Source organism: Cognatundibacterium griseum (assembly GCF_014284195.1).
Lineage (GTDB): Bacteria > Pseudomonadota > Gammaproteobacteria > Burkholderiales > Burkholderiaceae_D > Undibacterium > Undibacterium griseum.
Window position 1 is genome coordinate 466980 of sequence record NZ_JACOGC010000001.1, and the last position, 14524, is coordinate 481503.

15 protein-coding genes and 1 pseudogene are annotated in these 14524 nt (G+C 58.7%); 12 read left to right on the plus strand and 4 right to left on the minus strand.

What is annotated here, in order from left to right:
- Nucleotides 1–14: 14 nt before the first annotated feature.
- A complete protein-coding gene (locus tag H8K27_RS01985; protein WP_186861552.1) occupies nt 15–878 on the minus strand; it encodes an MBL fold metallo-hydrolase in 864 nt (287 codons plus the stop codon).
- A 112-nt stretch (nt 879–990) separates the two neighbouring features.
- Here H8K27_RS01985 and H8K27_RS01990 point away from each other — a divergent pair, with 112 nt between their 5' ends.
- Entirely contained in the window at nt 991–1800 is an 810-nt protein-coding gene (locus tag H8K27_RS01990; protein ID WP_186861996.1) for a sulfite exporter TauE/SafE family protein, read from the plus strand.
- Between the two features lie 28 nt (nt 1801–1828).
- Here the strand turns inward: H8K27_RS01990 and H8K27_RS01995 are convergent, their stop codons facing one another.
- Entirely contained in the window at nt 1829–2164 is a 336-nt protein-coding gene (locus H8K27_RS01995; RefSeq protein ID WP_176804690.1) for an ArsR/SmtB family transcription factor, read from the minus strand.
- Nucleotides 2165–2285: 121 nt separating this feature from the next.
- Entirely contained in the window at nt 2286–2996 is a 711-nt protein-coding gene (locus H8K27_RS02000; RefSeq protein ID WP_186861553.1) for a queuosine precursor transporter, read from the minus strand.
- A gap of 156 nt (nt 2997–3152) precedes the next feature.
- On the opposite strand from H8K27_RS02000, the gene H8K27_RS02005 reads away from it, so the two are divergent.
- Complete coding sequence (locus H8K27_RS02005; RefSeq protein ID WP_186861554.1) at nt 3153–4439, plus strand: HD-GYP domain-containing protein; 1287 nt, start codon at nt 3153–3155, stop codon at nt 4437–4439.
- Here H8K27_RS02005 and H8K27_RS02010 read toward each other — a convergent pair.
- Nucleotides 4436–5101 carry a GntR family transcriptional regulator gene (locus H8K27_RS02010; RefSeq protein ID WP_186861555.1) on the minus strand — a complete coding sequence of 222 codons (666 nt, stop codon included), beginning with the start codon at nt 5099–5101 and terminating at the stop codon, nt 4436–4438. The genes H8K27_RS02005 and H8K27_RS02010 overlap by 4 nt on opposite strands.
- Nucleotides 5102–5311: 210 nt before the next feature.
- Here H8K27_RS02010 and H8K27_RS02015 point away from each other — a divergent pair, with 210 nt between their 5' ends.
- The 10 genes and pseudogenes from H8K27_RS02015 (at nt 5312) to H8K27_RS02060 (ending at nt 14516) form a co-directional block, all read left to right on the plus strand.
- Complete coding sequence (locus H8K27_RS02015; RefSeq protein ID WP_186861556.1) at nt 5312–6340, plus strand: TRAP transporter substrate-binding protein; 1029 nt, start codon at nt 5312–5314, stop codon at nt 6338–6340.
- Nucleotides 6337–6954, plus strand: coding sequence for a TRAP transporter small permease (locus H8K27_RS02020; RefSeq protein WP_186861557.1), 618 nt, complete (start codon nt 6337–6339; stop codon nt 6952–6954). Before H8K27_RS02015 ends, H8K27_RS02020 begins: the two co-directional genes overlap by 4 nt.
- A complete protein-coding gene (locus H8K27_RS02025) occupies nt 6951–8300 on the plus strand; it encodes a TRAP transporter large permease (RefSeq protein WP_186861558.1) in 1350 nt (449 codons plus the stop codon). The genes H8K27_RS02020 and H8K27_RS02025 overlap by 4 nt, the downstream gene beginning before the upstream one ends.
- A complete protein-coding gene (gene mdcA / locus H8K27_RS02030; RefSeq protein ID WP_186861559.1) occupies nt 8300–9964 on the plus strand; it encodes a malonate decarboxylase subunit alpha in 1665 nt (554 codons plus the stop codon). Before H8K27_RS02025 ends, mdcA begins: the two co-directional genes overlap by 1 nt.
- A gap of 8 nt (nt 9965–9972) precedes the next feature.
- Nucleotides 9973–10287 (plus strand): malonate decarboxylase acyl carrier protein, encoded by a 315-nt coding sequence (mdcC, locus tag H8K27_RS02035; RefSeq protein ID WP_186861560.1) that lies wholly within the window; start codon nt 9973–9975, stop codon nt 10285–10287.
- A pseudogene (locus H8K27_RS02040) lies at nt 10284–11147 on the plus strand (biotin-independent malonate decarboxylase subunit beta); the annotation flags it as partial. The gene mdcC and the pseudogene H8K27_RS02040, both read left to right, overlap by 4 nt.
- 66 nt (nt 11148–11213) lie before the next feature.
- Nucleotides 11214–11939 (plus strand): biotin-independent malonate decarboxylase subunit gamma, encoded by a 726-nt coding sequence (gene mdcE / locus H8K27_RS02045; RefSeq protein WP_329604337.1) that lies wholly within the window; start codon nt 11214–11216, stop codon nt 11937–11939.
- A gap of 12 nt (nt 11940–11951) precedes the next feature.
- Nucleotides 11952–12635: a malonate decarboxylase holo-[acyl-carrier-protein] synthase gene (mdcG, locus tag H8K27_RS02050; RefSeq protein WP_186861561.1), complete on the plus strand. Its 684-nt coding sequence runs from the start codon at nt 11952–11954 to the stop codon at nt 12633–12635.
- Nucleotides 12636–12754: 119 nt separating this feature from the next.
- Nucleotides 12755–13606: a triphosphoribosyl-dephospho-CoA synthase MdcB gene (gene mdcB / locus H8K27_RS02055; RefSeq protein WP_186861562.1), complete on the plus strand. Its 852-nt coding sequence runs from the start codon at nt 12755–12757 to the stop codon at nt 13604–13606.
- Nucleotides 13599–14516, plus strand: coding sequence for an ACP S-malonyltransferase (locus tag H8K27_RS02060; RefSeq protein ID WP_186861563.1), 918 nt, complete (start codon nt 13599–13601; stop codon nt 14514–14516). The genes mdcB and H8K27_RS02060 overlap by 8 nt, the downstream gene beginning before the upstream one ends.
- Nucleotides 14517–14524 lie beyond the last annotated feature (8 nt).

The window sequence follows — 14524 nt, forward strand, 5'->3', positions numbered from 1 at the left end:
AAATGGCCGCAGGATCAGAGCTGATTCAGCGGAATTTTCAGGTAAGCGACCTGGTTGTCCTCGGCCGGCGGAAAGGCGCCGGCGCGGATGTTCACCTGCACCGACGACAGCAGCAGTACCGGCATTTCCAGTCCGGCATCACGCTGATTGCGCATGGCGACAAAGGCATCCTCATCAATTCCGTCGTGCACATGGATATTTTCCGCCCTTTGTGCCGCCACCGTGGTTTCCAGATTCACTGTGCGACCGGCAGGCGGATAGTCATGGCACATGAACAGCCGCGTTCCGGCAGGCAGTGACAACAGCTTACGGATGGATTGGTATAACTGGCGCGCATTCCCGCCGGGAAAATCACAGCGTGCCGTGCCGACATCCGGCATGAATAAGGTATCGCCGACAAATACCGCGTCACCGATCCGGTAAGCGATATCTGCCGGTGTATGACCGGGCAGAAACATGACCTGCGCTTCCAGCTGGCCGATTGGAAAACAGGCGCCATCGTCAAACAACTGATCAAATTGCGAACCGTCGGTTGCAAACTCCGGTTCCAGATGGAACAGGGTCTTAAAGGTCTGCTGCACCTGGCCGATATGGGCGCCGATAGCGATTTTTCCGCCGGCTTGCTGGCGCAGATAGTGCGCCGCAGACAGGTGATCGGCATGGGCATGGGTTTCCAGTATCCAGCAGAGGCGCAGTTGCTGCTGTTGCAGAAATACGAGAAGCTGGTCAGCGCGGGTGGTTCCGGTGCGGCCGGATTTGGGATCATAATCAAGCACCGGGTCAATCACCGCTGCATACCCGCCGCGTTCATCATAGACGACGTAACTGGCAGTGCAGGATACGGAATCGAAAAAAGGCTGAATTTGGGGCGGTCGCATCGTGAAGCCGTTAAAATAAGATGGGAAACATCATAGTAAACCGGAATGCATGGGACCAACAACCGGTACCGGTGCAGACGGATTCCTCATTGGGCAACAGCAAACGGCGTGTATGGATTTATTGGCGACATTACTGGGCGCAGCGATCGGGCTGCTGATGGGCGTGACCGGCGCAGGGGGCGGTATTCTGGCGGTTCCTGCACTGGTGTACAGCCAGGGCTGGAGCATGCAGCAGGCGATGCCGGTCGCTTTGCTGGCGGTGACTGCCGGGGCGCTGATCGGGGCAGTCGAAGGGTTTATGAAGCGACTGGTGCGGTACCGGGCGGCTTTCGTGATGGCGTTGGCGGGCAGCCTGCCGACCATGCTGGGCGTGGAACTGGCGCAGCGTCTGCCGCAAGCCTGGCTGATGGGCTGTTTTGCCTGCGTGCTGTTGCTGGTGGCGACGCGGCTGGCATTGCAGTTGCGGAACGCACACCATGAAAAACATCCGGATCAGGTATTGGCGAAAATTAACGAAACTACTGGCCGTTTTGACTGGTCGGCCAGAACAGCCGCAGTGATTGCAGCGATCGGCAGCATCGCCGGTCTGATGACGGGTTTGCTGGGGGTTGGCGGTGGTTTCATCATCGTGCCGATGCTGCGGCATCTGACCAATGTCACGCTGCAGGGTGCTGTTGCCACGTCGCTGTTTGTGATCAGTCTGGTCGGCAGTCTGGGTATTGCTTCTGCGCTCTGGCATGGCGCCGGTATCCCGGCAGGTTTTTCCACTTATTTCACGCTGGCGACGGTGGTTGGCACCTTGCTGGCGCGGCGGCTGGCGCCGCATTTGCCGGTACGGGTGGTGCAGATGATTTTTGTGTTGCTGGTGCTGGGCGTCGCCATCAGCCTGCTGATCCGTGCCGTGCAACAGTGGGGGCACTGATCCGGCGTATTCAGCAGGAAAGCCGGAATTAGCGGTTGCGGAGCGTATTCAGTAATGCGGCTTGCGCATCAAGCTGGCGCGCGACGTTGCTGCAGACCAGATCGCATAAGGCATAGACGGATTCGTCCGCAATCTGGTAATAGGCGGCATTGCCCCGGCCTTCGCGCTGGATAAAGCCGTGCTTGGCCAGCGTCGATAAGTGGCGCGATACGTTGGCCTGTGAGCATTCGCAGCGTTCTGCCAGTTCCCCGACATTCAGCTCGCCATCGCGCAGGCAATTCAGGATACGCAAACGGGTCGGCTCTGCCAGAGCAGAAAAGTATTGTGCGACTTGCGTCAGCGCCTGATCAGAGAGTCCTTCCATGGTGCAAACCAGTTCCTGATAGCAAAATGAAGATCATACCTTGTCCCGCACTTTGCGTCACGAAACAGCGATAAATAGATAAATAATAATCTTTTCGGGGTGCTGACTGCTTGTCAGGGTATTACACCTTCAGGCGGAAAGGCGTGAAATTGGTGTGTCTGTCATAAAAATCTTCCTGTTCTTTGCGTTTCAGGAAACCGACGATTTTATAGGTCGCCGGTGTCATCACGACCTCCCAGCCGGTTTTCAGCAAATACTGGGCAATCGCCACGGTAATGAGCTGATGATCGGACCAGATGCCATAAAACGCAATCACATAAAACAGGCTGGAGTCGACCAGCTCGCCGCACATGGTGGAGCCGATCGTGCGCAGCCAGAGGTGCCTGCCCTTGGTGGCGATTTTCATCTTCGCCAGTACGTAGCTATTTACGAAGCTGCCAGTCCAGAACGCTGTGATAGAACCGAGAATAATGCGGGGCGTATTGCCGAACACCGCCTTCAGATGCGTCTGGTAATCCTGATTGAACGCGTCGGCCACCGGCGTGAGCGCCAGCACGACCACGGACATCACTGCCGCAAACAACAGGGCGGCAAATCCGGCCCAGATCACTCGGCGATCCCGTCCGTATCCATAGACTTCGGTCAGGATGTCGCCAAAAAGGTAAGAGATCGGAAAAAACAGCACGCCAGCGCCGAAGCTGATGGTGCCCAGCACCGGCAAGGTGACCTGGGCTGCTTTGGCAGCACCGATCAGGTTGGAGCACAGCAGTACCGTGACAAACGCGGCCATCACGAAGTCATAGTATTTATATTGCTTGACAGGCTGATTCATCACGTACTTTCTGTAAAAGGTGGGACGGACCGGAAAATCTGCTGATTGTAATGGTAATCAAGAAACAGCGTCCTGAACGGCTGCAATTGCGGCAGATCATGTTTTTTTCATCAAAGAGGCTGCTAAAATATCGCATCCATACTTTCTGAACCGTCAATGTGCGCCGCGCCTAGAACTGTCAACGTCCCAATTGAGCAACTCTGTATTGGCCTGTATGTGCATCTGGATATTCCCTGGCTGGATCACTCCTTTGCGCTCAGCAGCTTCAAGATAAAGACCGAACAGGAATTGCGCGCGCTGAAACAACTGGGCGTTCCGACCATCCGGGTCAATCCGGTGAAGTCGGATTGCCGCCCGCTGCCGCCCCCGGCACCTTCTGCTGAACCGAAAGCCGAGCCGGAAAAGCTGGAGCTGACCGAAGAAGAACAGGAAAAAATCCGTGAAAAGAAGGCTCGCATCGACCGCCTGATCCGGGAGCGCAATGCTATTGCTGAATGCGAAAAACAGCTGCTGAAGACGGCCACTGCGTTGAAAAATATCAACCGCAATCTGTTTTCCCGCCCGCAGGAATCGGTGCAGCAGGCCGAGCAGCTGATCGAACAGATGGTCGATTCGCTGCTGATCGACAAAGACATTGCGATTCATCTCATGAACGACAAAATCGCGGGTGAGGATACGTATTACCACTCGCTCAATACTGCCGTGCTGACGATGATGCTGGCGAAGGAGCTGTCGTTTTCACGCGAGGATCTGAAACTGCTGGGCATGGGTTGCCTGTTTCACGATATCGGCAAGATGGAGATTCCCGACCGGGTGGTGAATAAGACGTTCCAGCTGACCAAGGCTGAGATGCATCTGATGCAGCAGCATTGTTATTACGGATTAAAGATCGCAGATAAGCTCGCATTGCCGAAGCAGGTCAGGGATATTATCGCTCAGCATCACGAATATATTGACGGCAGCGGTTATCCGCAGGGATTGAAAGGCGATGTAATCTCGCCGCTGGCGCGGGTGGTTGCGATCACCAATGCCTACGATAATCTGTGCAACCGGCCCAATTACCAGGAGTCAATGAGTCCGCATGAGGCGATGGCGCATATGTTCAGCCAACTGCGCAAGCAGTTCGACGTGCCGGCGCTGAATCTGTTTATCCGCAGCATGGGGATTTATCCGCCTGGCACCATTGTTAAATTATCTGATGGTACGCTCGGCATGGTGATTGCCGTGAATTCCCAGAAACCCCTGCGCCCCAGCGTGCTGATTTACGATCCCAGCGTGCCGAAAAATGAGGCCATCATCCTTGATCTGATGCATGATCCCTTGCTTGAAATTACCCAGAGCATGAAGCCGGGACAACTGAGTCCCGAGGTGCATGACTATCTGAGTCCGCGCAAGCGGATGACGTATTTCTTCGATTCGGAACGTCAGATCGAGAAGAATTAAGCGGCTGCGTTGCCGGTGCTGGCAGATAGCGAGGCCATCAGGTCGGCAAAACGCTCTCCCTGGATGGTGATATGACCGCGCAGCAGTTGCGCCGTCTTTTCACCGTCACCCTGCAGAATTGCCTGCACGACGTCGTCATGCTCGTGGTAGGAATTTTTCAGGCGGTCCCGCACACGCAACTGCAAACGCCGGTAAGGCCGCAGACGACGGTGCAGATTGGTCGCCTGCTGTGCCAGGAACTGGTTATGACTGCCCGTGTAGATCAGGCCGTGAAACACTTCATTTTTATAAAAATAGGCATCGGTGTCTTCCGCATCCCGGGCGGTTTTGCAGGCCTCATGCGCCGCCTGTAACGCCTGCTGCTCACCGGCAGACATGCGGCGGGCAGCCATTCTGCCGCACATCGCCTCGAATTCCGCCATAACTTCAAACATTTCCACCAGTTGCTGCGGGCTGATGGTGGCGACCTGTGCGCCACGCCGCGGCCGCATCTCGATAATCCCCATCGACGCCAGCTGGATCAGCGCTTCCCGCACCGGCGTGCGGGAGACATGAAAGCGGGCAGCCAGCTCGGTTTCATCCAGGTGGTGTCCGGGCGGTAATTGTCCGGTGGCGATCAGTTCTTCAATTTCTTCGCGCAGGCTGGCGGAACGGTTTTTCATTGCAATCGGTGCTCTGGACAGAAAATTTAATAGCGTGAATATTGTGAGTATATATTCAAGTTGACTTTGAATGCAAAATATACGATCTTGTATACAAGAAAAAATATCTGGCATACTCAGAACAAACTGCAAAACACCGCATTGCACTGAAGCGGGCCGGAAACCAGCGGACCAAGAGCCGCACACTGACGACAATCCTTAGGAGATAACATGACGCAATTCAGCCGCAGACATGCTTTGCGGGCGCTCAGTCTGGCCCCCGCTTTGTCCTTCGCTCATCCTCTGCTGGCGCAGGCACAGGGCATGACGCTTAAAATTTCACATCAGTTTCCCGGCGGTACGCTGGAAGAAGGCGATTTCCGTGATCGCCTGTGCCGCATGTTTGCTGCGGAGGTGCAAAAACGCAGCAATGGCGGTTTGAAATTCGAGATTTATCCCGGTTCTTCGCTGATGAAAACCAATGCGCAGTTTTCTGCGATGCGCAAGGGGGCGCTGGACCTGTCGCTGGTACCTTTATCGTATGCTGGCGGCGAGGTGCCGGAAGTGAACATCGGTTTGATGCCGGGACTCGTGCCCTCCTATGAAACCGGCGCGGCCTGGAAAAATGCCGAGGTCGGCAAGGAGCTGAACAGGCTGCTGCTGGACAAAGGCATTGTGCTGATCAGCTGGATCTGGCAGGCAGGCGGCGTGGCTTCGCGCACCAGAGCGGTGGTGGAGCCGGACGACGTCAAAGGCATGAAAATCCGCGGCGGTTCACGCGAAGTGGATCTGATGCTCAAAGCCGCCGGTGCTGCCGTGGTGTCGCTGCCGTCGAATGAAATCTATGCCGCGATGCAAACCGGTGCGATGGAAGCTGCGCTGACGTCGTCCACTTCGCTGATTTCCTTCCGGCTGGAAGAAGTGTCTAAATTTCTCACCAGCGGCCGTGGCCAGAGTTACTGGTATATGTTTGAACCCCTGATGATGTCGAAAGCCGTGTTTGACCGGCTGACCAAAGAGCAGCAGAACATCATCATGACCGTCGGTGCAGAGCTGGAAGCGTTTGCCATTAAAGCAGCGAAGCAGGATGACCTGACCGTCGCCAGCGTGTATGAAAAAAAGGGTGCCAAAGTCGCCGATATGAATGCCGCCACCGTCAAACGCTGGCAGGCGATTGCCCGCACGACAGCCTGGAAGGATTATGCGGATAAAAACGAGAACTGCGCCAAACTGCTGAAACTGGCGGAGAAACTGTTATGAGCCACGGCTTTGAAATGGCGCCGGGTAAAACGGTGCCGCTGCCGGCGCATCCGGCGCTCAGGATGCTGGCGCGCGGCCTGCACTGGCTGAACCGCTGGATTATCCGCCTGTCGATGATCGCTATGCTGCTCACCACGCTGATCCTGACTTATTCGGTGATCTCCCGTTATCTGTTCCGGGTGCCGACCGACTGGCAGGATGAGGCATCGGTGTTCATGCTGATTGGCGTGACATTTTTTTCAGCCGCTTATGTGCAGTCGTACCGCGGCCATATCGGCATCGAAGTGCTGTCATCGCTGTTGCCGCCGGCCTTGAACCGCTGGCGCCTGCTGCTGGTGGATCTGCTCAGTACGGCGTTCTGCGGTTTCTTTGCCTGGAAATCCTGGACTTTGTTTTACGAAGCATGGGTCGATGGTCAGACCACGTCCTCCACGTTTGCACCGCCGCTCTGGATTCCCTACGCCATGATGGCGGCGGGCATGACGCTGCTGACCTTGCAATTGCTGATCCAGGTGCTCGATGCGCTGACGGTGCTGGCGATGCCTGCGACGTCAACAACTTTCACCGGTCAACCGGCAGCGGCGGGACAGGCAGCGCGGGGGGAGAAAGCATGAATCCGTTAACCCTGGGTGTGCTGTATGGCGTGGTGACATTGCTGGTCATGTTTTCGGGGATGCCGATTGCCTTTGCGCTTGGCACGGTGGCGACCGGCTTCATGTATTTTCTGATGCCGGCGGCGTCGCTCGATACCATTACGCAAAATGTGTATGAAGAGATGGCATCCATCACCTTGCTGTCGATCCCGCTGTTCATCCTGAAGGGCGCCGCCATTGGAAAATCTGCTGCCGGGCGGGATTTGTATTCGGCCATTCATGCCTGGCTGCATAAGGTGCCGGGCGGACTCGGCATCGCCAACGTGTTTGCCTGCGCGATGTTTGCTGCGATGGCCGGCTCTTCGCCGGCGACCTGTTCCGCCATCGGATCGGCGGGCATTCCTGAAATGCGTCGCCGGGGCTATTCGCCGGGATTCGCTGCCGGCATTATTGCAGCCGGAGGAACGCTCGGCATTTTATTGCCCCCTTCCATCACCATGATCCTGTATGCAGTCGCTGCCGAACAGTCGCTGGGGCGCCTGTTTCTGGCGGGGATCGGCCCCGGGCTATTGATGGTGCTGCTGTTTTCGGGATACGCCGTGTACCGCGCCCGGGCTGAATATGCGCTGGCTTACCGCGCCTACCAGCAGACCGGAGCACATTCTGCCTATCTGGAACAAGAGCATTTCACGCTGGCGCAGAAAATGGAAATGCTGCCGCGGGTCCTGCCATTTGTGATTTTGCTCATCGGTGTCATGGTTGCCCTGTACGGCGGTTATGCCACACCGTCAGAGACCGCCGGGCTGGGTGCCTTGCTGGCGATGGCGCTGATTGCGCTGGTGTACCGCGTCTGGCGGCCATCCGACATCGCGCCGTTCGTCACCTCCACCATCAAGGAATCGACCATGCTGCTGCTGATTATCGGCATGTCGCTGCTGTATTCCTATGTCATGAGCTATCTGCACATCAGCCAGTCTGCTGCGCAATGGGTGGTCGATCTGCATCTCGATAAATGGATGCTGCTGTGCGTGATTTTGCTGATGGTGGTGGTATTCGGCTTTTTCCTGCCGCCGGTATCCATCATTCTGATGATGTGCCCGATCATTTTGCCGCCTTTGCGGGCTGCGGGGTTTGACCTGGTCTGGTTTGGAATCGTCATGACCATCGTGATGGAAATGGGTTTAATCCATCCACCGGTCGGGCTGAATATTTTTGTCATTAAAAATATCGCACCGGATATTCCGCTGAAGGAGATCGTCTGGGGCGTTTTGCCGTTTCTGTTGCTGATGCTGCTGGCGGTGATTCTGCTGAGCCTGTTTCCGCAGATCGCCACCGCGTTTCCTGACATGATCATGGGAGGGCAGTGATGGCGTCGCCCGGTTCGTGGAATACCCTGCAGCATAACCGTCAGCAGCGTCTGCAGCGCGCTGCGCAGCGGCTGGGTGCGGATTTGCAGGGGCGCGTTCTGCCTGCATCCCGCATCCGTGATTTGCTGCACGCCGTGCTGGAATCCGGTGACCGGGTCTGCATCGAAGGCAATAATCAGAAGCAGGCCGATTTTCTGGCGCAGGCGCTGACACAGCTTGATCCGGCGCAGGTGCACGACCTGCACATGCTGCAGTCGGTGCTTGCCTTGCCGGAACATCTGGATGTGTTTGAAAAAGGCATAGCATCGAAGCTGGATTTTTCCTTTTCCGGCCCGCAGGCGACCCGCCTTGCCAGGCTGGCATCGGCAGGCAGGCTCAATATCGGCGCGATCCACACCTATCTCGAATTGTATGCGCGCTATTTTGTCGACCTGACACCGAGAGTGGCGCTGGTGGCAGCGCAGGCAGCCGACCGTCATGGCAATCTGTACACCGGCCCGAATACCGAAGATACGCCGACGATCGTGGAGGCGACTGCCTTCAAGTCCGGCATTGTGATTGCGCAGGTGAATGAGGTGATCGATGTGCTGCCGCGGATTGATATTCCGGCTGACTGGGTGGACTACGTGGTGGCGGCGCCGGCACCGCATTACATCGAACCGCTGTTCACGCGCGATCCGGCGCTGATTTCCGAAATCCAGGTGCTGATGGCGATGATGGCGATTAAAGGCATCTATGCGGAATACGGCGTGCAGCGGCTGAATCACGGTATTGGTTTTGATACGGCTGCGATTGAACTACTGTTGCCGACTTATGCCGCCTCGCTCGGTCTGAAGGGCAAAATCGCCAGCCACTGGGCGCTGAATCCGCATCCGGCACTGATTCCGGCGATTGAAGCAGGCTTTGTGACCTCGGTGCATTCTTTCGGTTCCGAACTCGGGATGGAAAATTACATCCGCGCCCGCCCGGATGTGTTTTTTGTCGGTGCCGACGGTTCCATGCGCAGCAACCGCGCCCTGAGTCAGGCAGCGGGGCATTATGCCTGCGATATGTTTATCGGCTCGACGTTGCAGATTGATCTGCAGGGGAATTCCTCGACCGCGACGCTGGGGCGGATCGCCGGTTTTGGCGGTGCCCCGAACATGGGTGCCGATGCGCGCGGGCGGCGTCATGCCAGCCCGGCATGGCTGAAAGCCGGGCGTGAAGCCCGTGCCGGCAAAAACACCATGCCGCGCGGCCAGAAGCTGGTGGTGCAGATGGTGGAAACTTTCCGCGAACATATGCAGCCTGCATTTGTGGAAACGCTCGATGCCTGGCAGCTGGCTGAACAGGCAGACATGGCGTTGCCGCCGGTAATGATTTACGGCGAGGATGTCACCCATATCCTGACCGAAGAAGGGATTGCGAATTTACTGTTATGCCGCAGCGAAGAGGAACGGGAACAGGCGATCCGCGGCGTGGCCGGTTACACGCCGGTCGGACTGGCGCGCGACCGGCGCATGGTGGACAATCTGCGCGACCGCGGCGTGATCCGCCGCCCTGCCGATCTGGGCATTGATCCGCGCGATGCAACCCGCGATCTGCTGGCAGCAAAAACGATGAAGGATCTGGTGCGTGCTTCGGGTGACCTGTATCTGCCGCCCAGACGTTTCAGGAACTGGTAAGGAGAATCATGGAAACACTGGTATTTCATTACACGCAGGGGCAGCGGCGATTAGGGACGCCGCCCCGGCTGGTGGGCGTGGTCAGCTCCGGCAATCTGGAAGTGCTGGTGCACTGCGCCGAACCGGGTACGGGTTGTGAGATTCATGTCAGTACCGCAGCCGAAGGTTTCGGTGCAATCTGGCAGGCTGTCATGGACGATTTTCAGGAGCGCTGGCAACTGAGGGATGTCCGCATCGCGATCAACGATATGGGCGCGACACCGGCAGTCGTGCGTTTGCGGCTGGATCAGGCGATCGAAACCTGTCTGGAGCCGGAAACATGAGCAGCTATCTGGAAGCCACGGCGCGGCAGCGCATGTTGGCGCTGGTGGATAATTTTGAAGAAATGCTGCCGCCCGGTCCGGAATGGACCAGTCCGCATCTGCCCTTGCTGAACGCGCCGGTGTCGTTTGATGACGGTGTCGTGGTCGGCAGCGGCTATCTGGAGGGGCAATGGGTGTTTGCCGCGGCACAGGAGGGCGGCTTCATGGGCGGCGCGGTCGGCGAGGTGCATGGCGCTAAACTGGTCGGGCTGATGCGCCGGGCGGTGATCGACAAACCAGTCGCGCTGATTCTGCTGGCAGAGTCCGGCGGCGTGCGTCTGCACGAAGCGAATGCCGGACTCATCGCCGTGTCGGAAGTGATGCGGGCGCTGTTCGCCGTGCGTGCGGCCGGTATTCCGGTCATCGTGCTCAACGGCGGCAGCAACGGCTGTTTCGGCGGCATGGGCATCGTGGCGCGCTGTGCGAATTACATCATCATGTCGGAAGAAGCGCGGCTCGCGATGTCCGGCCCGGAAGTGATCGAAACGGCGCATGGCGTGGAAGAATTCGATGCGCGCGACAGGGCGCTGGTCTGGCGCACGACCGGCGGCAAGCACCGTTACCTGATGGGCGACTGCCAGATGCTGGTGCCTGATGATCTGAACGCATTCCGGGATGCCGCCGCGGCAGCAGTCCGTCGGATAAACCGGCCGGAACTGAGCCTGCAGGCGCTGGAAGCGGAGCATGCCATGCTGGAGCAGCGACTGGCATTCGCTGCCGATCACCGTGATCCGGCACAGTTATGGAGCGCACTGGGCGTGCCTGATGCCAGCCGGGTCGCCATGATGGAAACCGCTGAATTTATCGCCATGGCCGATGCCCTGCCGCCGGTGGCAGCGCTTCACAAAGATACCGCGTTCACTGCGCAGGCTGCCGGGCAACAGGAGGTGCAGCCGCATACTGCCGGCTGGCAGGCACTGACAGCGCTTTTGTTTCCGCAAGGTGCGCAAGTCAGCGAACAGGCTTACGTCCTGACCGGTACGGCGCAGGTGAATGGCAAAACGGTGGCGGTCACGGGCACCTGCGATCATGTTCCGATCGGGGTGGAAATCGCACTGGCGCAGGCAACCGCGGTGCTGGACACCGTGCGCCAGCATCCGGGGCGACCGGTTGTATTGCTGGTCGATACCGTCGGCCAGCGTCTGCGTCACCGCGACGAAATGCTTGGCATTAACAGCTATATGGCGCATCTGGCGAAATGCCTGGAGCTGGCACGGCAGTCCGGTCATCAGATCATCGCGCTGGTGTACGATCAGGCCTTGTCGGGCGGTTTCATCACCAGCGGCATGATGGCCAATGCCTGCTATGCCTTGCCGGAAGCGGTGATTCGCGTCATGGCATTACCGGCGATGGCGCGCATTACCAAGGTGCCGGAAGAAAAGCTGACCGCACTGGCGCAGGATAATCCGGTGTTTGCACCGGGGCCGGCAAACTATGAACGCATGGGTGGCATACAGGCGATCTGGTACGGCGATCTGGCCGCAGCGCTGCAAGAGGCGCTGGATACAGCAGACACGCAGGACAGACGGATGGAGCTTGGCGCGCAGCGTGGCGGACGCACGATGGCAAAGAAGGTGGCAGATCGCCTATTATCTCTACCTTTGCGACATTAAAGTGAGTCCGAATTGGAACAGACGGAACAATTTCACCGGCATGATCTGGTCTGGCTGGCGCATCCGGCGTGGGATATGCTGATTCAGCAGCAACCGGCACTGGCAGCGCAACTGCGCCAGTGGCAGCAGGCCGAGTGGCCGGCTGTGGTCAGGCGGCGCGATGGCGATGCGGCAGAGCATGAAGTGTGCATCGGTCTGGCGCTGCCGCCGCAGCAGGGCCGGAAAATCCGGGTGGCGGCGCGGGTGCCGTTACAGCAGATCAGCGCGCATCAGCCCGGCTTATCCTTGTCCACCGTGATGGCGGTGGCAGGCGACAGTGCGCAGGAGTATCTGCAGGCGATGCAGCGCGATGCGCAGCAGCAGGGTATCCGTTTCCGTGTCTATGGCTCGCTGGCGATGCAGTTCCTGACCGGCGTGCCGTATATGACGCCGCAATCGGATATCGACCTGCTGTTCCGTCCGTCTGACCGGCAGCAGTTGCGGCTGGGACTGGCATTGCTGCAACGTTATCGCGCATGGCTGCCGCTGGATGGGGAAATCGTTTTTCCGAGGGAACAGGCCGTGGCCTGGAAAGAATGGGCGACTGCCGACACACTGGCCGATGCCCATGCCAACCAGCGTGTTCTGGTCAAAGACAGCCAGACGGTCAGACTGGTCAGCCGGCAGGAATTGCTGGACAGCCTGCCGCTGCCATGAACCATCCGCTTCCTTTAGCAGCCGGTTTCTTTGCCCCGCCTGAAGCGACGGGCTGTCTGCCTGACGGGTTTTTATTGCCGCGGGGGGCCACAGTCTTTTCCAGCCGGCAGCAGAAACAGATGACCCGCATCATCGCGCTGTGTGCCGTGCGCAGCCTGTATGCCGAGCTGGCGCTGTATCCCAAACCCGGGCTGGTGTCCCTGCGCGATAACGGCAGCCATACCGATATGACTGCTGCAACGTTCATGCGCAGCCTGTTTGCCCTGCGCCATTATTTCAGGATGATTGCTGCCGCAGGTCTGCGCTGTGCACCGTTTTCCGAATTACAGCGTCTGGGGATACAGGCCGAACAGCGTATGTTGCGGGCGACCGGAGGCATCAATACACATCGCGGCGCAATTTTTGCGCTCGGTATGTTGTGTGCTGCCGGTGCCGCCTGCGTGGCTGCCGGTCAGCGTTTATCGGCAACGGCGATTCGCGCTGCCTTGCAGCAGTATTGGGGTGGAGCGCTGAGGCAGCATTGCGTCACGGCGCCGGAAATCGCGCCAGACAGCCATGGTCTGCAGGTTGCGCAACGCTTTGCCGCCAGCGGCGCCAGAGTAGAAGCGGCACTGGGATTTCCTGCCGTATTCGAGCTGGCCTTGCCGCGCCTGACGCAGGTGTTGCAAGACAGCGGCTGCGGTGAGGCAGCCAGGACGGAAGCCTTGTTCTGCCTGATTGCGCATGTCAGCGACACCAATCTGTATTACCGTGGCGGGCCGGCCGGGGCGGACTTTGCGCGACAGCAGGCGCAGGCCTGGATAAGCGCTGGCGGAACCCGTCAGCCGGACTGGTTTGAAAAGGCAAAAGCCTGTCATGCGGCGTTTGTGCAGCGTCGTCTGTCTCCCGGCGGCGCTGCGGATCTGCTGGCCGCCAGCTGGCTGGTGCATCAGCTGACTGGCCTTGATTTTCCGCCGGTGCGGTATGGCTAGACTGGCTTTGCTATGTCCCGGACAGGGCGGGCAGTCCGCACAGATGCTGGCGCTGGCGCAGTCCGATACCGCGGCCCGTCACTGGCTGCAACAACTCGAGGCTGACGGTGCCGTGCAGCCCGCTGCGCTGGATGCGCAGGCATTGTTTGACAACCGTCTGGCGCAGCCGCTGATCGTCACTGCAACGCTGGCGAACTGGCTGGCGTTGCGGACGCTGTTGCCGTCGCCAGCGTTGCTGGCGGGTTACAGTATCGGCGAATGGAGTGCCCATGCGATCGGTGGCACGCTGACGCCGGATGCCGCGGTGCAGCTGGCGCGGCAAAGGGCGCAGGCGATGCAGGATTGTGTGCTGCCGGGAGTGCCGCACCGCATGCTGGCGGTCAGTGGCATGCTGACGGTACAAGTACAGGAATTTTGCGCACGCCATCAGCTGCAGGTGGCGATCATTAGCGGGCCGGATGCGGCCATCATTGCCGGAGTCGCCAGCCGGGTGGCGGATGCCGCGAAGATCTTGCAAGCCATGCCGCGCTGTCACCTGACGGAGCTGCCGGTGCATATTGCGTCCCACACCACGCTGATGACAGCAGCAGTGGCGGTGATCCGCGCCGCGCTGGATGCAGTGCCGTTATCCGCTCCAGCGCTGCCGGTGCTGGCGGGTGTCTATGGCAGCGTCTGCCATACGCCGCAACAAAGTATGCAGGCATTGCTGGCGCAGACCACGCAGACGATACGCTGGGACTGGTGCATGGAAAGCCTGAACGAGGCAGGCATCACGATCGCCCTGGAGCTTGGGCCGGGCAATGCGCTGAGCAAAATGCTGCAGGCCAGATATCCGCATATTGCCTGCCGTTCGGTGGCGGATTTCCGTCATTTGGATGCGGTGGCGGATTGGGTCAGTCGCCAGAGCTGATCCTGCGC